At 41.5% G+C, this 20,660-nt stretch carries 25 protein-coding genes and 1 pseudogene; 3 read left to right on the forward strand and 23 right to left on the reverse strand.

Annotation, left to right across the window (positions count from 1 at the left end; translation table 11 throughout):
• Positions 1–35 precede the first annotated feature (35 nt).
• The gene (locus TCA2_RS12020; protein WP_047911836.1) at positions 36–1,208 is read right to left on the reverse strand and encodes an MFS transporter; all 1,173 of its coding nucleotides are present in this window, start codon (positions 1,206–1,208) and stop codon (positions 36–38) included.
• Positions 1,209–1,454: 246 nt separating this feature from the next.
• Between TCA2_RS12020 and TCA2_RS12025 the strand changes: the two genes are divergently transcribed.
• Positions 1,455–2,348, forward strand: coding sequence for a LysR family transcriptional regulator (locus TCA2_RS12025; protein WP_047911837.1), 894 nt, complete (start codon positions 1,455–1,457; stop codon positions 2,346–2,348).
• Between the two features lie 127 nt (positions 2,349–2,475).
• Here the strand turns inward: TCA2_RS12025 and TCA2_RS12030 are convergent, their stop codons facing one another.
• From TCA2_RS12030 to TCA2_RS27565, 7 genes and pseudogenes are all read right to left on the reverse strand, one after another.
• Positions 2,476–3,144 carry a DNA alkylation repair protein gene (locus TCA2_RS12030; RefSeq protein ID WP_047911838.1) on the reverse strand — a complete coding sequence of 223 codons (669 nt, stop codon included), beginning with the start codon at positions 3,142–3,144 and terminating at the stop codon, positions 2,476–2,478.
• 190 nt (positions 3,145–3,334) lie between these two features.
• Complete coding sequence (locus TCA2_RS12035) at positions 3,335–4,450, reverse strand: glycoside hydrolase family 105 protein (RefSeq protein WP_081872462.1); 1,116 nt, start codon at positions 4,448–4,450, stop codon at positions 3,335–3,337.
• A 547-nt stretch (positions 4,451–4,997) separates the two neighbouring features.
• Positions 4,998–5,339 (reverse strand): MmcQ/YjbR family DNA-binding protein, encoded by a 342-nt coding sequence (locus TCA2_RS12040; RefSeq protein WP_047911839.1) that lies wholly within the window; start codon positions 5,337–5,339, stop codon positions 4,998–5,000.
• Positions 5,340–5,374: 35 nt separating this feature from the next.
• On the reverse strand, positions 5,375–5,800 hold the full coding sequence (locus TCA2_RS12045; RefSeq protein ID WP_047911840.1) for a MaoC family dehydratase: 426 nt from the start codon (positions 5,798–5,800) through the stop codon (positions 5,375–5,377).
• A gap of 126 nt (positions 5,801–5,926) precedes the next feature.
• A complete protein-coding gene (locus TCA2_RS12050; protein ID WP_047911841.1) occupies positions 5,927–6,886 on the reverse strand; it encodes a nitronate monooxygenase family protein in 960 nt (319 codons plus the stop codon).
• Between the two features lie 126 nt (positions 6,887–7,012).
• A complete protein-coding gene (locus TCA2_RS12055; RefSeq protein ID WP_047911842.1) occupies positions 7,013–7,438 on the reverse strand; it encodes a MarR family winged helix-turn-helix transcriptional regulator in 426 nt (141 codons plus the stop codon).
• Between the two features lie 198 nt (positions 7,439–7,636).
• A pseudogene (locus tag TCA2_RS27565) lies at positions 7,637–7,770 on the reverse strand (cupin domain-containing protein); the annotation flags it as partial.
• 173 nt (positions 7,771–7,943) lie between these two features.
• Here TCA2_RS27565 and TCA2_RS12060 point away from each other — a divergent pair.
• A complete protein-coding gene (locus TCA2_RS12060; RefSeq protein ID WP_047911843.1) occupies positions 7,944–9,437 on the forward strand; it encodes a lytic polysaccharide monooxygenase in 1,494 nt (497 codons plus the stop codon).
• 151 nt (positions 9,438–9,588) lie between these two features.
• Here the strand turns inward: TCA2_RS12060 and TCA2_RS12065 are convergent, their stop codons facing one another.
• The 15 genes from TCA2_RS12065 to TCA2_RS12130 form a co-directional block, all read right to left on the reverse strand.
• Entirely contained in the window at positions 9,589–10,188 is a 600-nt protein-coding gene (locus TCA2_RS12065) for a nucleotidyltransferase family protein (RefSeq protein WP_238546366.1), read from the reverse strand.
• Between the two features lie 93 nt (positions 10,189–10,281).
• The gene (locus TCA2_RS12070) at positions 10,282–11,115 is read right to left on the reverse strand and encodes an ABC transporter permease subunit (RefSeq protein WP_047911844.1); all 834 of its coding nucleotides are present in this window, start codon (positions 11,113–11,115) and stop codon (positions 10,282–10,284) included.
• The gene (locus tag TCA2_RS12075; RefSeq protein WP_047911845.1) at positions 11,115–12,020 is read right to left on the reverse strand and encodes an ABC transporter ATP-binding protein; all 906 of its coding nucleotides are present in this window, start codon (positions 12,018–12,020) and stop codon (positions 11,115–11,117) included. The genes TCA2_RS12070 and TCA2_RS12075 overlap by 1 nt, the downstream gene beginning before the upstream one ends.
• 54 nt (positions 12,021–12,074) lie before the next feature.
• The gene (locus TCA2_RS12080) at positions 12,075–12,854 is read right to left on the reverse strand and encodes an ABC transporter permease (RefSeq protein ID WP_047911846.1); all 780 of its coding nucleotides are present in this window, start codon (positions 12,852–12,854) and stop codon (positions 12,075–12,077) included.
• Entirely contained in the window at positions 12,851–13,774 is a 924-nt protein-coding gene (locus TCA2_RS12085; RefSeq protein WP_047911847.1) for an ABC transporter ATP-binding protein, read from the reverse strand. The genes TCA2_RS12080 and TCA2_RS12085 overlap by 4 nt, the downstream gene beginning before the upstream one ends.
• The gene (locus tag TCA2_RS12090; RefSeq protein WP_370510353.1) at positions 13,771–13,965 is read right to left on the reverse strand and encodes a PLD nuclease N-terminal domain-containing protein; all 195 of its coding nucleotides are present in this window, start codon (positions 13,963–13,965) and stop codon (positions 13,771–13,773) included. The genes TCA2_RS12085 and TCA2_RS12090 overlap by 4 nt, the downstream gene beginning before the upstream one ends.
• A 24-nt stretch (positions 13,966–13,989) precedes the next feature.
• Positions 13,990–14,238, reverse strand: a complete 249-nt coding sequence (locus tag TCA2_RS12095; RefSeq protein WP_047911849.1) for a hypothetical protein — start codon at positions 14,236–14,238, stop codon at positions 13,990–13,992.
• Positions 14,231–14,641 (reverse strand): YxlC family protein, encoded by a 411-nt coding sequence (locus TCA2_RS12100; RefSeq protein ID WP_047911850.1) that lies wholly within the window; start codon positions 14,639–14,641, stop codon positions 14,231–14,233. The genes TCA2_RS12095 and TCA2_RS12100 overlap by 8 nt, the downstream gene beginning before the upstream one ends.
• On the reverse strand, positions 14,628–15,158 hold the full coding sequence (gene sigY / locus TCA2_RS12105) for an RNA polymerase sigma factor SigY (RefSeq protein WP_047911851.1): 531 nt from the start codon (positions 15,156–15,158) through the stop codon (positions 14,628–14,630). The genes TCA2_RS12100 and sigY overlap by 14 nt, the downstream gene beginning before the upstream one ends.
• A 328-nt stretch (positions 15,159–15,486) precedes the next feature.
• Complete coding sequence (locus TCA2_RS12110; RefSeq protein ID WP_047911852.1) at positions 15,487–16,428, reverse strand: multidrug resistance efflux transporter family protein; 942 nt, start codon at positions 16,426–16,428, stop codon at positions 15,487–15,489.
• Positions 16,429–16,521: 93 nt separating this feature from the next.
• Positions 16,522–17,019 carry an N-acetyltransferase gene (locus tag TCA2_RS12115; protein ID WP_047911853.1) on the reverse strand — a complete coding sequence of 166 codons (498 nt, stop codon included), beginning with the start codon at positions 17,017–17,019 and terminating at the stop codon, positions 16,522–16,524.
• A gap of 37 nt (positions 17,020–17,056) precedes the next feature.
• Positions 17,057–17,134, reverse strand: a complete 78-nt coding sequence (locus TCA2_RS26930; protein WP_152557734.1) for a DUF2087 domain-containing protein — start codon at positions 17,132–17,134, stop codon at positions 17,057–17,059.
• 89 nt (positions 17,135–17,223) lie between these two features.
• Positions 17,224–17,787 (reverse strand): GNAT family N-acetyltransferase, encoded by a 564-nt coding sequence (locus tag TCA2_RS12120; RefSeq protein WP_047911854.1) that lies wholly within the window; start codon positions 17,785–17,787, stop codon positions 17,224–17,226.
• Positions 17,788–17,949: 162 nt separating this feature from the next.
• A complete protein-coding gene (locus TCA2_RS12125; RefSeq protein WP_047911855.1) occupies positions 17,950–18,747 on the reverse strand; it encodes an SH3 domain-containing C40 family peptidase in 798 nt (265 codons plus the stop codon).
• 396 nt (positions 18,748–19,143) lie between these two features.
• Positions 19,144–20,055: an AraC family transcriptional regulator gene (locus TCA2_RS12130; protein ID WP_047911856.1), complete on the reverse strand. Its 912-nt coding sequence runs from the start codon at positions 20,053–20,055 to the stop codon at positions 19,144–19,146.
• 241 nt (positions 20,056–20,296) lie between these two features.
• Between TCA2_RS12130 and TCA2_RS12135 the strand changes: the two genes are divergently transcribed.
• On the forward strand, positions 20,297–20,656 hold the full coding sequence (locus tag TCA2_RS12135; protein ID WP_047911857.1) for a hypothetical protein: 360 nt from the start codon (positions 20,297–20,299) through the stop codon (positions 20,654–20,656).
• Positions 20,657–20,660 lie beyond the last annotated feature (4 nt).

Here is a 20,660-nt window from a genome sequence, read left to right on the forward strand (position 1 = left end):
CTTTTTTATGCCTACTTATCTAATTAACTTCATGTTCATCTTGCATCTAGCTTTTTGCTCGGATTATATATAAAGATTCTTAACAAGATCATAGCTAAACTGAGGATCACGGATAATATTCCAACGATTACAACGTAGCGTATACCCATTTGTGATATAAATATTCCACCTACAGCTGTTCCGAATGTTGTTCCTAAATTAGCGGCCGTGAGAAATAATCCATTAGAAAAATCAGGAGAATTGGGAGCTGCTGACATAATCCAATATTGCGTTATATTAGCTCCTATACCACCAAAAATACCCCACACTAAACTAATGATAAGCATAGGTAAAGTAAAATGTCCTGTGAAAAATAAAATAATATAGATTGCTCCTAATGCCAATGGATACATCAGTACTAATCTAGTCGCATTCTTAGTAAGTAATCTGCCTGCAATCATACTTCCTATAACATTGGCCCCGCCATAAAGGAACAGTGTTAAGCTGATTGTATTAGGCGCCATATTTGTAACTGTGCCGAGATAATCCGCTAAATAGCTATATACTCCAAATATTGCAGCATTCAATAGAATGACAGCTGCAATGGAGAGCCACGTAATTAATTTTTTTAATATGGTTAATTGTGTTCCGTAAGAAATTTTCTCCTCTACTGGCATTGAGGGTACAAATAATATGGTAGCAATGAACGATATAGCAATTACAACAGCAAAAAAGGCCATTGCCGCTTGTAGAGAAAATACACTATCAATAAAACTGGAAACGGGTACCCCGATTACCATGCCGGCAGAAACACCAATAAATACTTTAGCAACAGCTTTTGGCGCCTCTTCTCTACTTACAGAGGCAGCAGCAACCGAGAATGCCAAAGAACAATAGACCGGATGGAAAAAGGCAGGAATTATCCTCGCAACTAATAGAGTAGTGAAATTAGATGTAAATATAGCTACAATGTTCCCTGATAGAAAAACACCCAGTACAATTAACATAATCGTCTTACGATTTATTCTTGATAATAATAACGGTAAGATGGGACCTGATATAGCCACAGCGAGGGCAAACAAACTTACTAGCAACCCTGCAGTTGATACACTAACATTAAAATGTTCAGCTATAGAAGGTAATATTCCGATATATCCCATTTCCGTATTTAAAATTCCAAACACACCTATCGTTAATATGAATATCAGTAAATTATTTCGTTTAGCCAAAAGTATTACTCCTTTAAATTTATTACTTACATAATCATGCATCTCATACTGTCGACACTGAAACGGCATTTTTATCCACTGCATATTCCACTGTCTTGCCGAAATTTTCTAGCTATTGAAATTACAATTTTATTTTAACTGCGTTTCTTAGATAATACTAATAGTTATATCTTATATCATGATATGCTTGAAACACATTTCTTTAGATTATATACTTGAACCAGATAAATAAAGGAGGTTTATAAAATGGAATTAAGAGTTCTGCGCTACTTTCTTGCTGTAGCAAGAGAAGGCAGCATGACAGCTGCTGCTGCATTGTTACATATCACACAGCCAACCTTATCAAGACAATTAAAAGATTTAGAACAACAACTGAGCAAGAAACTATTCATTCGCAGTAGTCACAGTGTCACTCTCACAGAGGAAGGAATTCTCCTGCGGAAAAGAGCGGAAGAAATTATTGACCTGGTCGATAAAGTGGAATTTGAATTTAACTCTATGGAAGATACAATTGCAGGGGATGTGTACATAGGTGGTGGTGAAACAGATGCCATGAGACAGATAGGAAAGGTAGCCAAAGATCTACAGTTAAATTATCCGAAGATTCGTTATCATCTCTATAGTGGTAACGAAGAAGATGTGACTGATCGCCTTGACAAGGGATTGCTAGACTTTGGTGTTTTAATTCAACCGGCTGATTTGTCAAAATACAATCATATCGTTATCCCTGCCAAGGATGTTTGGGGCATTATTATGAAGAAGAATAGTCCGCTTGCTTTCAAAGATACCATTCAAGCAGTGGATTTATTAGATGTTCCTCTTATCTGTTCCCGTCAGCCTTTGCAACAAAGATATTCTAAAAATGAATTTTTGGATTGGTTTGGTGAAGGTTTTGACAAATTAAATGTCGTGACTACATACAACCTTGCCTTTAATGCTGCGATTATGGTTGAAGAGGGCATGGGTTATGCAATAGCCCTCGATAAAATAGTGAATACGTCTAGAGATAGTAACCTTTGCTTCAAACCTCTAGAACCAAGACTTGAATCAGAATTGTATATTGTTTGGAAGAAACATCAATCATTTTCAGTAGCTGCTGATATGTTTTTAAAAGCAATTCAAATAAAATTCTCATCTTAACAAAAAAGGAGCATCTGCCGACTGACGAACTGCTCTATGCTGTTTTGAACTAACGTTCTCCGTTAGCTTACTTAGTCGTACAGCTGTGGGAACTGCTTTATCATGAGATCGCTTTTTCAGTCTAACGTTATCCGATTGTATTTTGTCGTTTGTTAACTTCAATCGTGATAAACTCCGGTAAATAGCTGGGAGTACATCCTTTTGCTACGACTTCATCTTTGTAAAGACCCGTTTTCTCACCAATTTCAATACAACGTTCACGATTATTTTCATCATAAACGCCTATCCATCCTGCGGTGAAATTCATAGCCCATTGAACTTCCGGTTCCTCCCGCGTAATATTAGCTTCTAATGTAGATAGTAAGTCTGCGGTGTTATCAGGCGGTGTTTGTCCAGTCCATCTCAATCGCGCTTGATAGTACCAGTAAGCTCGCCTTTGAAGAGCAGAAGGACTATTTTCCCATGACTCCATCAATGCAATTGTCTTCTTGTCTTTGGAGAGCTGATTAGCCATTAGCCAATCCATTAAGTTATTTCGCTCATCAAAAGTGTGAGTCTGCATATCCTTATCAAGCTTATTTAGCAATTCTTGTGAAAGTAATTTTTTATCCATAATTAAGATTGCTAATAGTCTAGGCAATAACTCTTCGGTGGACCACAGTTCCATCGCTAGCTCGTGATCCTTTTTAATGTCCTTTGCGATTTTTCGTAAGTCGCCTAGCTTAGTTTTACGATCGATCAGAGATAGAATGTTTTCTGCATCTGGAGAACGTTTTATTTCATTATTTTTATTCATTTTATTCAACTCCTTGATGAAAGTAATGTTTAATATTGTTATAAGTCTTCCCTTCTTGATCCTAATATTAATGCATCAATGGGGGTTTTGCACAAGTGCTTATACCTCCTGGCCTCGGGATAGCAACTTTTGTACCATTAAAAGAAAAAAGTCGCTAAATTTAGCGACTTATGAGACATCTGCTGAGAAATCACTTTGCTTCAATTTCCTTCTCTTTCTCTACCTCATTCGGACTTAGATTCGATCCTTCCTGAGTCGTTAAGCCTTCCTCCTGTGATTCCACCATCTCAATAACTGCCGCTAGGAAAGCGAGACCCAGCCCTTGCCCCCAGCCTTGTGCCCATTTCCGATCAATGCGCAGATACCCTTCAATGTCGTTCATAACGGCTGTTCCGCCAGAAACGTTCATTACTCGTCCGTTCGCGGAGATGTTGGCAAGGACGCCGTCTAAAGCCTTTCGAACGTACTTCGCATGAAGCGGATTGTCCTGCATTACCATGGCGGCAGCGATACCCGACGTGGCGGATACTTCACCATACGCCTCCGGGTAATCAAGTACAGTTCCCCAGAGTCCGTCTTCCTTCTGCAGCTTTTTAATTGCCGCAAGCTGATCTCGAAGTGAACTCCAGATATGCATCATCGGAGGATATAAATAGCCTTCAGGCACCCCTCTTGCTGCACGAGACATCGTGTAAGCAGCCCAAGCGTTGGCACGCGCCCAATGAATTCCTGACATGTGGTCTTGATTAATATGATTGTAGCCGTGATACCATAGACTGTTATCCTCATCCTGCAGATAATTGATATGCCAGAAATACTGATGCAGAGCATCGTCAACTAATCGCTTCTCCTTCAGCTTGACGCCAACACGAAGCATAAAATAAGCGGCCATAAATAGTGTGTCTGCCCAGCATTGCTCTGGAAAATCATTTTTTGAAGAAACGGTATGCTGAAGCACACGATCCCCGAAACGCAGTGCCTTGTTTTCCAAGTAATCCACCTTGCTGAGAATAAGATCGAGGTACTTCTGGTCATTGGTCTGCTCATACAGCGTAATTAACATATGCCCCATAGCGCACGTGTTTACCGTCCATCGCGGAAGACCTGCTTCCAGATATTCATCAACCCAATCCGCCATTCGTTCCAAGTAGACCTGCTTACCTGTCACTTCAAATGCTCGGCTTACGCCGTAGAAGGCAACCCCGCCTGGCCAGTCCCAAGTTAAATCCATGCCAAAAGTGTAATCCACCACACGATCAGCTATTTGTCTTAAATCCGCAGCAGAGTTAGGAATATTTAATTTCATAAATCCTCCATTTCCGGATTCTCTGCATACAGCAGAGGCACCTATAAGATGTTAAGAATGAGAAGGCTTCAGAAAGACCTATATGAATATGTAATTCCATACTTTTGAACCTTAACGTTTCTATATCCCGGCATTTACATCAACACTTTAATTCACTGCTCTTCACCCCAAATCTCATGATTTATTCCTTTACGCACTCCTAGCTTCTCAAAGTAACTTGCGATAAGAACTGAAGCGCTTTCACAACAAAATCTCTTCAATTGTTCGTTTCTATGGATGAATATGATTGTACACATATTATAGGCAATATATAAATACAAAGTCTACTACTTTATGTCCGTTTATGATGAAATCCAACATAATCACAGATTTCACCGTCATTGATTGTTAGAAAAAGGTGTACAGCTAATTTAAAATGAATAGCATGTTTTGCCAAAGGTGATTATACTGACTTTACTAGCCAAAAAAAGCCGCTAATAAAGCGACTTCAATGGAATATATTCTTTTCCTTCTACATTTCCTAGTTAATTAAGTTGACCTTAATCTGCTAAGTCTGTTTCTTTGACTTGGGCTTCGTAAGTTCAAAGCTATGATGCACCATCTCGAAGATATCATCCTCTTTCATGTTACGATCCAAAACAATCGTATTCCAATGAGTTTTGTTCATGTGATAACCAGGTTTAACATCATCATAAATAGTACGCAGCAAATCAGCTTTGTTTGGTTCACACTTGAGGTTTAAGCAAAGATTTCCGTCTAGTTTAAAGATCATTGCAAATATCTTCTTATTCCTTTTGTGACGTATAACGGTCCATTTGTCATCAAAAGGTTGGTCTTTATAAACATCATTGTAGGTTAAGCAATGGGAGATTATTTCCTCCTTAATCATTTTATTTTCCTCCTTGCTACGAATAAATGCTTGTATTATTTTCTTATTAGAACGGTCAGTTCTCCTTCAAAAACGACCTCCTCTTTCTCATTAAACGTTGTTAGTAAAACAGTTACTAATCCTGTTTCATTGTGTTTTTCCCTCAGTTCAGTGACCTTCACAAGAGTATATAATTCGTCCCCCGGATAAACAGGTTTTATAAACTTGATATTATTCATAGTAGTTCCGGCAATGACTTCATCACCATAATTACCTGTTTCAACCCAGAGTTTAAACGAAACAGCCAGAGTTTGAATTCCTGATGCTATAATTCCATTGAATCTTCCTTGGTTCGCTTTGTCCTCGTTCAAGTGCATATATTGGGGATCGAATTCAGACGCAAATCTGATGATATCATCCTTGGACAATCTCAATGACTTGGTTTTAAATTCTTGTCCTATATAAAATTCTCCAAACCGCATTCATTTACACCTTCTTATTTGATTTACTCTTCGCCCATAGTGTAGCATTTTTAATAAATATCCTGCCAATTTCTTTTTGAGCCTAATAAATAATGTACACAGCAACTAGCTATTGCAATATTTATTCTAATTAAAGTCTTGCATCAAAGAATCAATCACTTCTTTTACAGTCCTGATTTCTCTAATTGGCGTAATTCCAGTACCTATAGAAATGTATCCATCGTCAGTATTACCTTCTAACATGCCGATACGCATTCCAATTGATCCACGCATCAATTTTGCTGTTTCTTCACGAGTAGCCCCTTGTTTATCCATTTCAACAAGTTTATTCGCTAATTTAGTAGGTAAAGAACGGTAGTAAGCTGGTAACGTACGGAACATTAGTAGGTCTTCTGCTGTAGCATCTACTATCATTTGTTTGACGTTTTCTGCTGCTGGATTCTCTATTGTTGGAATAAAAACACTACCAGCAAACACACCTTCCGCACCTAAGGCAAATGCAGCACGCACTCCTCTGACATCACCAATACCACCTGCTGCCAATACAGGAGTATTTATAGCATCTACAATCATTGGAACAATCGAAAATGTGCCGATAACTCGTTCCGGAACTGTACCACCTTCATCAAATCCAGTTGCTACATAAACATCTATTCCAAATTCCTCTGCTGCTTTTGCATTCTCAATAGTAGGAGTAAGGGGTCTATAAATAATTTTAATATTATTTTCTTTTAACGGCTTAAAGATTCTTTCATCCAATACATCGTTCACAAGAACAACCGGAACTTTCTCATTAATAACTGTTTCCAATAAGGGCCACGTGTAAGCTAAATCACGATTTATAATCAGGGGTACTCCAAATGGCTTATCTGTTAAAGATTTTATTTTTTGTATTTCAATTCTCATTCTTTCTGTACTTATTTCAGGTGAACGAGTGATATCAGCCTGACCGGCATTTGGACCTAGAAACCCTAATCCACCAGCATTGCTTACCGCTGCAACAAATTCGGCATTAGTAACCCAAGACATAGGGCCCTGTATAATCGGTTTCTCTATATTTAATATTTCGCATATTCTATTATTCACTATTGACTCCTCCTGTTTAAGAAAATATTGACGATATTCTAGCCCATGTATCTTCAGAACTCCCTTTGAATATTTAGGGTACTAAATAAAATATTAAGTATGCTAAATATATTTTTAAGAGAAGACTTAGTATAAGTTTTTCTCCATACGCTTTAAAAGATCCCTTAGTATTAAGCGTTCTTCAGCAGACATTAAATGAAGTAATTTCTCTTGCTGCTGTTTCCATTTAATTCCAACGGGTTCTTCTAATTCTTTACCTTTGTCCGTTAAATAAATTCGCATCACCCTTGCATCTTCTTTATCACGTTTACGGTGTATGAAACCATTCTGCTCTAGAGATTTAACCATATTTGTTACTGTAGGCGGTTCGCATTTTAAATGTTCACACAGCTGCATTTGTGTTATTCCATCACCCGACCATAAGCGTGAGAGTAAATTATCTTGGCCTACATAAAGATTAAGTTCTCTAAGACTCTCACTATAATCCCGCCGCATTTGGGAAGAAACTTTATCCAAGGACATACGAATATCACAGTCTACACTAACCTTCATCGATAAGCCTCCTTAAATACATTTAGCGTGCTAAATATATCATGGCAGTTTTCACATGTCAAACGTTATTATATTAATTGCTTATCTTCAAGTGAAGTCCGATTACCGATTAGCTTGCATTCCTAGTCAAATAATAAATCTCAATCACCGACTTCATTCCTAAATCATCAAAAAGCCATTTCCGCAAGGAAATGGCTACAGCTTGAGCTGACCTGCTCGAAAATCAAAGAACACCTCTCCTTCGATCACAATAAAAACCTTATCGGTGTCTGTATGATCATGCCAGACAAAATCACCGGAATCTTGACCAATTTAAATTGGTAGTTATTCATTTCGCCAAAGACTTTTGGAGACCAATGTTCATTAGTCCCTTGTGCCTGAATTAATAGGACTAGCAGATGAGTCGTTTAGATTATTTTTCAATTGTGTCTTCACAATCTTTCTACAATATCCGATAATTTTTGATGTCTCTGAGAGATGTCAATAAATTCAAAGGAGAGAGATAATGATTAGCAAAATGTTTAACACTTTAAACTTAAATGCAGGGGTTAAGAGGAAAAAGGTACTGCAAGCAGCATCGTTACTCGTATGTGGAGTCATTGGATCAATGTTGTTCGTTGACCAAGTATCTGCTCATGGTTACATTCACTCTAGTCGTGCGGCTCTATGTAAGGAGCAGAAGAACACAAGCTGCGGACCCGTGCAATACGAACCGCAAAGTGTGGAAGGTCTAGGTGGCTTCCCGGCGAGTGGACCTGCTGATGGCCATATCGCAGGTGGTGGTGTGTTCCCACAGCTTGATGAGCAGTCAGCTACTCGCTGGAGTAAAGTAACGATGCATGGCGGGAAGAACACCATAAATTGGACATTAACTGCCCAACACGCAACAAAAGAATGGAAGTATTACATAACCAAGAAGGACTGGGACCCAAATAAGCCTTTAGCTCGCTCTGATTTTGAGCTTATTCAGACGTTTAACGATGGTGGAGCCAAGCCTTCAAGCTCGGTTTCGCATCAAATTAACTTGCCGACAGATCGCAGCGGCTATCATGTGATTCTGGGTGTATGGGAAATTGCGGATACCGCAAATGCCTTTTATCAGGTAGTGGATGTGAATTTGATTAACGATACGAACGGAACTCCAGATCCACAGGACACAACGGCACCAGGGGCCCCTACTGCAGTGACATCTCCTGTACAAACGACGAACACGGTTGAACTGCGCTGGAACGCAGCTTCCGATAACGTAGGTGTTCATCATTATGAGTTGTATCGCAATGGTGTAAAGGTACAGACGGTAACAGGTACTTCCGTTGTTGATACAGGACTGGAAGCAAATACCTCTTATACGTATACGGTAAAGGCTGTGGATACGGCAGGCAATGTTTCCGAGGAAAGCACTGCAATCACAGTGACAACCAAGCCAATCCCTGCTAAAGATACAACGGCCCCAACTGCCCCATCCTCCTTGCATACGATGGGACAGACGACCTCAACGATTGATCTCATGTGGAACGCCTCTATGGATAATGTAGGGGTGAAGCACTATGAAATTTATCGTAATGGGGTTAAAGTTCAGACCGTATCAGGTACAATGGCAACAGACAGCGGGTTGCAGCCGAACACAGAGTACACATACGTTGTGAAGGCAGTTGATGCGGCAGGCAATGTATCGGAAGCGAGCAATACTATTACATTGAAAACAAAAGAACAACAAGCCGGAGAATTACCAGAGTGGGATCCTGCACAAGTGTATACAAGCGGTGACCTTGTTGTGTTCCAAGGCAATGAATATGAAGCGAAATGGTGGACGCAAGGCAATCAACCTGATAATTCGGATGCATGGAAGCTGCTCAGCAGCATAACGCCAGTATGGAATGCGAGCAAATCTTACTTTGGTGGAGATCGTGTCCTATATGAAGGCGTTACTTACCAAGCGAAGTGGTGGACGCAAGGCAATGTGCCTAGTCAACTAGGTGTTTGGCAGATTGTACAATAACAGAATGAAATTATCATTGCCAGTATAGATAAAAAAGACTTTACCGTCTCAACAGGACGGCAAAGTCTTTTTTTGAAACAATAGTTTACAATTTAAGTACTCCTCGCAGCTTAGTATAAAGATTCTCTCTAGCCAGCTCATCTGTAGCCGATTAATCCCAAGGGATAATAGTTAAGGCTGGCCATTTTCCCTTCCATCTATCTACTTTTCCCTCATAAATCTCTTTTGTGATTTGGGCTTTATTCGCTCTTACAATTAAAGAGAATAGATCATTCAAACCAAACGGAGCATATATGCTCCATTCTCCATTCTCATCTTTTCGCATCCCGATCGCTGTAGCAGTTGTCGGCCAAGTGTTTATGGCTTCTTCAAGCGAAGAATATGGATCTATTGGATACCCAAAATGGTTCTCATACCATAAATGGACACGTGATTGATTTTTTATATCAAGTCTTATAGGAAGATCTCCGAACCTTTGGTTCACCATATCGATGACCTCGCATTCCTTATCATATGAAAGATCAGAATCGAAATAAACAAAATCAATATCATGGATCCCATAATTTACAGGTAACCCACATACATAGTTCCAAATGCTTTGGGCAATGCATCCTGCACCTATATAATAATCTGTTAGTTTTAGGTCAGGTGCTTCCATAAAAATATGATTTGTAATAGGATTCAACGTAACAATCTTCGTAAGACAATTGATTTGACTGAACAAGTCTTTATTGCGAGCCAATGAGTTCATATCTGTCATCATCCCCTATTAGAAGCAAAGTTTTCATCTAAGTCCTCTTTTTATCCATCAACACAAAAGGCAGCCGTTCCTGGTTCTTTAATTTTAATGAACCTGACGCTCAAATAACACATTCCGTTGATTCATTTTTGTTAGCCGGCGCAATAAAAGGATATTGATAATGAACAGCATCAAACCAGTGACAAGCAGGATCTGTGAACTTAGGAACACGATCCCTGTAATTTGGGAGATCGCAGCTCCGACGATGGGCAGTACGACGACTCCTCCTAATTGCTGTGCTTCTTGGAACCCTTTGGAACGCGCGGAGATAAAGATGCTGATCAGGATAACTAATCCGGTAAACATCGGCGTCACCCACAGCAGGATAATACCCCAGGATAGATTCGGGAAGATCAGACCGTCGAACATGGTGTATGACAGCCCGTTGATGATAATACCGCACAGAACAAAGCTGGCCAGTGTGACGATGAAGGTGGGGATGAAGGTCCCGACTAATTTGCCCATGAACAGGTCTTTCACCTCGATCGGAGCGAACAGTAGGCTTTCTAGCGTTCTGCGCTCCTTCTCTCCGACAAGACTGTTCAGTGCGATCATTAAAGAATTCAGCACTGGAATGAGCATGAAGAATGGTCCAAGCATGTAGTTGACGAAAATGTAGATGATTTGGTGGTTTATTGTAGACAGCTGCGTAATTAACTCCTTCTTGTCTCCTGTAGGCAACTGCGTAACGACCTTCTGTACCATGTTGACTAAATCAGAATCGACAATGTTCACCAATTTCATTGCGAAGATTAACCCTCCTGGTAACAGTACGCCGAACACAAGTGGAAGTATTATAATCCCGATCAATACTTGTACGTTGCTTGTGATGGCCTTTATATCCTTCTGAGCGATGGCTCTAATCTGACTCCAATTCATTATTTCTCACCCTTCACTTGAAAATACAGGGATTCCAAGTCACGATTCATGATCTCTGCAGTGTGCACCCATGTCTCTTCCAATATTTGACGGAGTACCGTCGATATTAAATCGGTTGAAGGAAGCTCTAGCAGGATCTCGCTGGGCCCCACTCGTTGAACGGGATAACCATGGTACCTATCTTCCTCTATAGATAAACCAGTTGTTAACCGAAGCTGCACCGTCTTAAAATGCTTCTTATCCAGCTCTTCTTTCGTCCCGGTGTCCAGTATGGTGCCGTTGCTCAAGAAAATATACGAATGACACAGTGATTCCAACTGCTGCAGCACATGCGAACAGAGGATGATCGTCGTGCCATGAGCTTCATTCATCGCTTTCAGGTCTCTCACGACTTGCTTGATGCCTTCCGGATCGAGACCGTTTGTCGGCTCGTCCAGAAACAAAATCTCCGGTTGATGGAGAAGTGCCTTCGCCAAGGCCAAACGCTTTTTCATGCCTGTACTGTAGCTTCCGACTTTCTTATCTTGAGCATTTTCTAGGCCATATTGCTGTAACAATTCTCGGATTCTTTGTTCATCATAGCAGTTGTATAGTTTGGCGAAAAATCGTAAATTATCTATACCGCTCATCTCATGATAGAGTCCTGCTCCCTCTGTAACCACGCCACTGAGACGCCGGATGGCATTTCCATCGGTGACCGGATCGTAACCATTCAACCACATTGTGCCACAGTCCGGAAGGATAACGCCATTCATTAAGCGCACGAGCGTCGTTTTTCCAGAGCCGTTTGGACCAAGCAGACCGACTATACTCCCCTTCTCGATCGAGAAGGAAACTCCATTTAATACGTTCTGTGTGTTGTAGCTCTTATTGATGTCACGAACTTCGATGTAAGATGAATTCAAAATATCGCTCCTTCTTCTATTTATTATCAAGACATATACGGCATCTAGTGTCCGTTATACTTTGGATTTCCTTATCTTCACTTGATAAGCTGCGATCAAGAAAAAGAAGATAATGCACATCAAACAAAGGATTGCCGCGCCTAAGGCAGCCGTAGGTTCACCGCTTGTCTGCAGCCACTGCGTCGAAATTTGCGGTAAAGAACCTGGGCTGTAGGTTGTAAACCGTGGCAACCATTGTGAAGCCATGGACAGCAGTATTGCCGCCCCTAAGCTGACGAAGGCAATGCCTGCTGCAGGATTCATTAGAGAACTCATAAGCAGCGTAAGCGATCCGGTAAACCAGAGCCACAGCAAATAGAGAAGGCCTGCTCTTAAGGCTGCCGCGGTATCAACGCTTCCGATGATCTGCACGGTATAATACCAGGCCCCCGCGTAGCCTAGCACGAAAGACGCGGTGAAGAGAGACAGCATGCTTGCCCACTTGGCCGCTGTATAGGATAAGTAAGACACCGGCTTCGCAAATATCAACTGCGAGACGCCGCTTTGACGCTCTCCTGAAATCAGGGTCATGATGGACAACACCAGAATCATGAGACCGACTGAGTTGTATTGACTAAGCGTCTGCCCCATCACTTCCGTCCCAGAAGGAAGCTCGATGGTGATCGTCATGCCTTTGGGCATATTGCCCGCGGATTCCAATATCACCGGCATAAAACGCGTCACCAATGGCTGCATGATCCCCAGCATCAAAAACACGAGCGGCACCCACAGCCATTTATAGCTGCGTCTCATCTCCAGCATTTCTTTACGAAAAAACAAGAAGAACTGCCTCATGATTGCACCACCTTCATAAACAAGTCTTCGAGTGTGCTGTGGCCTGCTTCAAGCGAACGAATCATGATGCAGTGAGATACAGCGTCAGTCATGAGTGCAAGGGAAGCTTGCTCCACGTTCGCCACCCTCATCTTCGCACGTCCTCCAGAAATCTCGGAATGGATGACAAAATCCTTGCTGCAGACAGCGGTTAACCAGGACCGCGATGCCTCGTCTCCACCCACCTCCAGACTGATCACTGGCTCGCTGTAAGTTTGGCGGACATGGTCAAGACTTCCTTGGAGGGCAATATCGCCACTCCGAATCATGAGAATTTCATCACAAACCTCTTCAACGTCATGCAGCACATGCGTGGAGAACAAGACCGTTGTCTCTTTGCGAATGCGCTGAAGCAGAGTCAGTACATCCTTACGTCCTGTGGGATCGAGCGCTGACACGGGCTCATCAAGAATGAGCAGCTTCGGTTTATGAATGAGTGCCTGAGCAAGCCCCAAACGCTGCTTCATGCCGCCTGAATAACCGCCGATCTTGCGTTTCCCCGCATCCCAAATGCCTACTGCCTCTAGCCATTCTCCCATCTCCTTCTTGGCCTCATGGCTTGTCAAACCGGCAAGCTCCCCAGCATAGAGCAGAAATTCAGCACCGGTCATCCAGGGATAAAACACAGGCATTTGAGGTAAGAAGCCGATGTATGGTCGCCGATCCATAGTCGGGCTTCCGTTTACCAGTAGCTCAATCGAACCTCCCGACGGCTGGAGTAATCCAGCCAGCATATTGATCGTGGTTGTTTTGCCGGCACCGTTTGGACCGAGTATAGCGGCGCAGCTGCCTTCATTAATACTGAACGATATTCCTTTGACAACTTCGCGCTCCTTAAAGCGCTTGGATAAATCCCTTACCTGCAGCAATGTTTGGGTCATGAGACATCCTTCCTTCCGAAGACAAAATAAGCAACGGAGCCCAGAATGTTACCACACAAGATGATGATGACCCACAACCATTTGGGTCCGCGAGTTGCTTCCGCTTTATATAAAGATATCAATCCTACCACAGCCAAAATCAGCTGCAGGACGATGATAGGCATAATCAGATTCCAAGGTATGCTTGACATTGTATCCATGAGTGTTTCCCCCTTTTACTTGTTTGGTTTACTGCGATCTTTCCCTCTCTTCAGATGTTCTTTTCTCCTAGGCCAATAAATATGAACAAACCAATACGCAATAAGCGGTCCCGGAGCCTGGATCAGCCCCACGATTCCCCAGATCCAGTAGTATTTCGTATGACGGCGGGAATGGATGAATAAAAATAGGCTTTGAATCAGCAGGATGCAGGCGACGAGTAATAAGGCCCACACGGGAACCGTTTCTAGATTTGTTTTATGCATGGCCGGATCTCACCTTCTTTTTTGAACGATAAAAAAATCGTACAGCAAACGCGATCGCCCCAACGAAGACCAGCCCCTGGATGGCGACAAATATAACGATGTTCATGGATGCTAAGAGCATATTGCTTCCTATTAAAGCCAGAGCAATGATCAAAAACAGGGCAACTTCCAGTCCTGTGCGTTTGCGGAGCCTTTGCTGCTCCGCTGCGACAAGTTGCTCCAGCTCATGCAGTGGCGGCGGCTCCGGCTTGCGAATGGCTAGCTCCATCTGGTCGAACCCATGCACTAGCTCGGCAATCAGAGCCTGATCCTCTGCGGATACTTCATGGAAGCCTTCGCCATACGTAGGATCCTGCTCATTCAGATTGGCGGATCGTTCCTGCGTTCCTTTATTCCTTTTCATCAGTCGCCATCTCCTTTCTTAACTGCTGCAATCCATGATGGATTCTGGACTTAACCGTCCCCGGCGGAATGTCCATCATGACGGCAATCTCATCATAGGCATAACCGTAGTAATGTTTGAGCAAGATCGGAAGTCGCCATTCGTATCCCAGTCTGGACAAAGCCTGCATCGCATCAGTCCATTCCTCCTGCTGAGCTTTCATCTGCCACTCCGTTCGCCGGAATGCCTGCTCCCGGTCCCTCCACTGCTTCTCTACCTTGGTGCGACGCATCTGGTCGATATAAATCCGGGTAGCGATCGTAATCAACCAGGAAGAGAACTTCGATCTTCCGTTATATTGATGAATCTTCTCAATACACCTCAGCATGGTTTCCTGCGCCACATCCTCGGCCTGCTCCGGATTCATCGTCATTTTAATGAGATACTTTGTTAAGAAGGAGTAGTGGGTCTGCAGCAGCTGTGCCATCGCCTGTCGATCCCCACGCTGCGCGCGTTTTATTTGCTTAAGCTCATCCAACTGCAGTCACTGCTCCTTTCCTTGATTTATGTTTGCTGTATGACCACATCAGCAGAATCAAATATATTACGAAGAGGTTCACGAATTCGTTCACTTGAGTATAAAAAACTTTTTATTTCCTTGTAATTATCTAAAACAACGGATTTATCTTCATGAAATTAGCATTAAGTATCCATTAGACATTTATTCCTTTATTCCACAATGGGGACGTATCTTTACTCGTAATATCTAAGTCCAATAAGTAAGACTTAAGAAAAAAATAGCAGTACCTGCTTGTATTCTTCAGGTACTGCATGAGTTCTTAAGCTTATTTAGTTGTCTATAGCCTTCACTTCATTCTATTAGCAGCAAAACTATGCAATATCATTCCAAGCATAACAATGATTATACCGCACCAAGATAGCAGAGAGGGTAAGGGAAGTGATAAAAACAATATCTCTCCAATTAATGCAAAAAGTAGTTCCATCGACTGAGTAGCTTCAACTGCCGCCAACGTTCGCATGTTTTTTCGCACCATCTCGGTAGCCTTGAAGAATAAGATGGTAGCGATAACACCGGAAAACAGAGCAACCAGTAAGGATTGAAGGCTCTGCTCCAAACTCGGCAATCCTGTGCTAGACAGGGCGTACAAGGATAGGATCAACCAGACAGGCAGACTTGCAATCGTCATTCCCAGTACTCTCTGAATCGTATCGATGCGCCCTTCACATAGTTCCATCATTTTACGATTCCCCAAAGGATAAGCAAATGACGCGATCAGAACGGGGATTGTTCCTAGAAGGAGATGATGAAATGATATGGTCTTGGCTTGATCGATTTGCATTAAGATTATTCCCAACAGGATGAATAACGACATGAAGAGACTTTGAATAGGGATTCTGTATCGAATGTTTACTAATCCTTTTTCAGAGGATACCTTCTCGCTAAAAAAAGGAGTAAGCAGTATACCTGAGATGATGGTCACTTGCCATGTACCTGCGATAAGCCATCCATGTGAATATGCGGTTGAAAAACATATAGGTGCGTAAAACAATCCAAAACCTACCGTACTCCACAAAAGCCAGGCTCTCGGTTGTCTCCTCATTTCAGCCCATAGAGGGAGCCATTTCTTTTGAATGAATACGATGCACAGCAATATAGGAAGCATAAAAAGAAACCTCAACGAAGCGCTCCAAGCCCAATTTCCGCCCGATAGCTCCATAGAAGCATTAAGAACAAATGCAAAAGCAAAAAAGAAGGCCGAAGCAATACCAAAGAATATGGGCTTCATTTGATGACCTCGCGATTGAATGACCAGCCTGCAGACCTTTTCAGGTCATTGAAACGAATCTCCAGTACGCTTAACATCATACTTTCAATGGGTCTAATATTGTCCTTGTTCATTTATTTTTTTCTCCATTACGAATACTGTTTTCTCACGATCATTGACCACAGTTCTAGCCGTGATTACATCTTCAAAGCCTTGTTGCCGCCAAAAACCAAGCGCCGAATCATTTCCTTCCAGAACACCGATTCGAAATACAGCGACGTTCCGTCTCCTCATCTCTTCCATGTAAAGCCCAAGTATTCGAGAACCGTATCCTTGACCTTGCAGCCTTTTATCCACTTGCAGCAGACCAAGCCAAGGGCAATTATCGCTGGGGTTTAACATTATAAACTCTAATATTCCGACAAACCCTTCTCCCTCCCGAACCAGAAACCGTTCAGCCCCTAGCCTCGCACCGTTTTCTTTATCTCGTGCCAGATCCTCCGGACTCATTACTTCGGAATCGAACGATACACGGTTAAAATACGGATCCGAGTTCAAAATCTCCATTTCTGCCTGCAGCAAATTTTCGCTTATTTCTACTAGTGTCAGCATGTTTTACCTCCTGTTATCCTTTTATCCAATACAAGCTTCAATCATCCTTCCGGTCCATAAAACCATTTTCGATCGTATAACGACGCACAGAGACATAATCCTGCTCCCAAGGCATAATAAACCGTCAGCGGGTCTTTGATCTGCTCACGGTCAATTGTTATGAATTAAAGGTTTATGACATTATCAGTTTAGGTAGCGCTTTTTTTATTTTTTCAAATTAATCCATTCGGACTGAAGTAACGAATATTGATACTCGTTGACCCATTGTCCATTTGAGTAATAGTTTTCCAAAAGATGACCTTCTCTCCTCATACCCACCCGTTCAAGTAGACGAATTGAGCCTTCGTTTCTAACATCGGTAAACGCGATAACCTTGTGTTTATGAAGTTGTTCAAACACAAAGTTGAATAAAAGTTTAATCGCCTCACCGGCATAGCCCATTCCTTGATGCTCTTCAGCGAGCGTAAAACCAATTTCAACAATTCGAGGCTCATCCAAGAGTGTATGTAGAGCGCAATCTCCAATGAATTGATTCGTTTCAACCAAAACAATGGCAAATTGAAACCAGGTACCGGGCTGACCTGGCACATTTGTTATTTGCTGTCTAACAAACGATACTGCATCGTTATATTGATAGTTTCCCCATGGTTGAAATTTAGCCACAACCGGATTAGTGCGGTACGAATAAAAGGGCTCAATATCTTGTTCTGAGAATTGCCTTAAAATTAATCGTTCTGTGCTGCCATAAATACGTTCAGATATACTCACGATGACTCACTCTCCTAATGAAATCAGCTATGAAATTGTAGCCTTTGTTATGCTCAATGTTAGAATACGCAATAAGAAAATACAACTTATGACCCGTTTCCGTTCCTAAACCAATAAAAAAGCCATTTCCCTAAGGAAAAGGCTAGTATGTTAAGATCATGATTACAATGCACTGCCACCGAATAGGAACCGGTATTCCCAATGCTTTCCTTCAATGGAGTCGACTCTTACTCCGCCGGATTCAGCTGAATAAGTCTGCAGGATTTTGCCGTCACCAAGATAAATTCCAACATGTGTAATTGTAGCTGAGCTCTTGTTAATACCGGAATAAGCTGATTTGCTTGTCCCTTTATAAGACATAAAGAACATCAGATCTCCACGTTTCAAGGAAGAAATACTGGATTTTGCATTTCCTTTATTTTTGACGTAAGCTCCTTGCTTACGAGAATCTGAAGGCAGGGTAATTCCTGCTCCATCAATGAATGCTTGTCTCACAAAAGAAGAACAGTCAAATGTATTTGTGCTGCTGCGTGATGCACCGTATTCATACGGTGTTCCCAGATATTTCATGCCAGCAGAAATGACTTTCTCTACCGTTGAGCTGGTGTTAGTTGAAACAGAGCCTTCGCTGGAGCTGCTTTCATTACTTGAAGAGCTGCTTCCATTTACAGTTTGTGTATATTTAGAGGAGGACGAAATATATCCCGTGTTTCCTTTTGTATCCTTAACTTTAATCCAGTTAGAGCCGGAAGTGCCTAGCAGGGTAACTGTCTCGCCCTTTTTAAGCAATCGAATAACAGAAGAAGAAGTACTTGCTGTCTCTCGCAGGTTAACTCCGTATAGCACCTCTTTGGTTGTTGCTGCTGCATAAGATTGGCTTGTGAATACTGGCAGGCTTACTGAGCCGAAGAGCAATGCAGATGCAACAGCTCCAGATAGTATCATTTTTGTAACCTTCATGTTGTAGAACCTCCTGATGTAATAGGTTTGTTAAGTTTTAAATCCTTCAAAAGCCATAAACTGAACTCATTGTATTCTAGTATATAGCTAAATTTCATCGGACTTAGGACTTAAAACACCCACACTTTACATAGTAGAATATAACTACAACAACTATTACAAAAAAATCTATGAACTAAATGTTTTTTTATATATTAAGGCTAATTATTAGCTAAATATCAGAATTAAATATATCTTTAACATTAAATATCAACCTGAATTATATTAGGTCAATATATCTATATTTCATTTAGTATCTTTTTAGTTGGATTTACTTACCACATGCTGAAGTGTCAAAAATAAATACTGAAAATTTGTTATAATTTCTTAACTTTTTTGTAACTATTTTATCTAGCATCACAAACGAAGCACCCAAATTTCCATACAGTTCATTTCTGGATTTTCCTTGTAATATTTTTCGGCAGAGAACGGATGTGTTTCGATTTCATGGTTACTCAACCACGTCTCAAACAAATATTTATTTGCCTGATTCAATGCGGTGGTAACAAGCTCTTCGAAGGACTCTGCTTCAATCCTACATACAACATATTCGCCAGCAGGAAGAATTTGTTTAACGATATCATCACTTACACTTCTATTCGTTGATGTGGCTAATCCACCGACAAAGTAAAGGAAGGTTCCTTTTTCTAGGTTCGCCATATGAGACATTGCCATTTCAACATCACCGTTAATAGAATCTGCTATCTCATTTTTCTGGGATTGAAATGCTCTCCACAGCTGTCCCGGAATATCAATCCCCGTACTTTCACCAACTGGAATCTGATTTGCAATATTTACTTCTGCTTCTAAGCCAAAGTATACTTCAGGTTCTTTCAGTAATTTCTTTTGAATTTCTATAACCATATTCCCTACGATCAAAGGGACATTTTCATCAACCAGCACATAATGAGCTGAAATTTCCGGTCTGTTGAAGGTATTTAAGAGCGGCAGATCCCTCTTATATTCTTCGGGAGTCATTTGATATATCTCCTTAAATGCTCTCGAAAAGTTTCCATGACTGGAGAATCCGTATTCTAATGCAACATCCAGAATTCGTAGCTTTGGATTGTTCAGTGCATTTATTGCTTTGGCCAGGCGGCGGAGTTTTATATATTCCTGTACCGGTTTTCTTACTAATCGCTTAAATAATCGTTGAAAATAAAACGGTGAAAGACAGGCTGCATCAGCCAGCGTTTCTGTACGAATCTCTTCTGTTAAATGTTCCTCAATATATGTCAGCGTCTTATCTATTGCTTCCCAAGCGTGCATATCATTACCTCCTTGTCTTTATATCATAGCTAATTAAATCGCGTTGGGCTTCTCACAGAGTGCTCTAAATTGATATCATTCCCTGCAGATGTCACATTATTGAAGTCTCCGCTCAATTGCGGATATTCAAATATTCCAGTATTTCAGTCCACACCGCTGGTTTATTCTTTGAATAATACTGTTATGTGGCTTAATAGCAAATACAGCTAGTATAAGTGGTCATATAAGGTGGGATGGGGAAATGGCTATTTTATCAACGGGGCCGGTACAAAACAATCCCGTTTCCGGGGTTAGACCGACACAACAGGTCACAATTAGATTGGTAAGTCGTGCTGCAGTGGACTCTCTAACCGTATCCGTCCAGGGGTATGCGCTTGGTACATCGAGAACACTGTATGTGAATGAAGTCATCAGTATTGCACCTAACGAAGTAGTGACTAGAAGTTATTTTGCGGATTTAGATGCGTATGAATTTGTTTTTGAAACAAGCATGGAAGGCTTGGAAGAAGTAGGAGTTTCCGTGTGGGGTAAACAAGCTTCTGGACAATTGGTTGAAGCACATCGTGTGGTAGTGCACGAAAAAACACTTAAGGACATCTAACAGA

This window comes from Paenibacillus sp. TCA20 (assembly GCF_000732325.1).
In the GTDB taxonomy this organism is placed as follows: Bacteria; Bacillota; Bacilli; order Paenibacillales; family Paenibacillaceae; genus Paenibacillus; species Paenibacillus urinalis.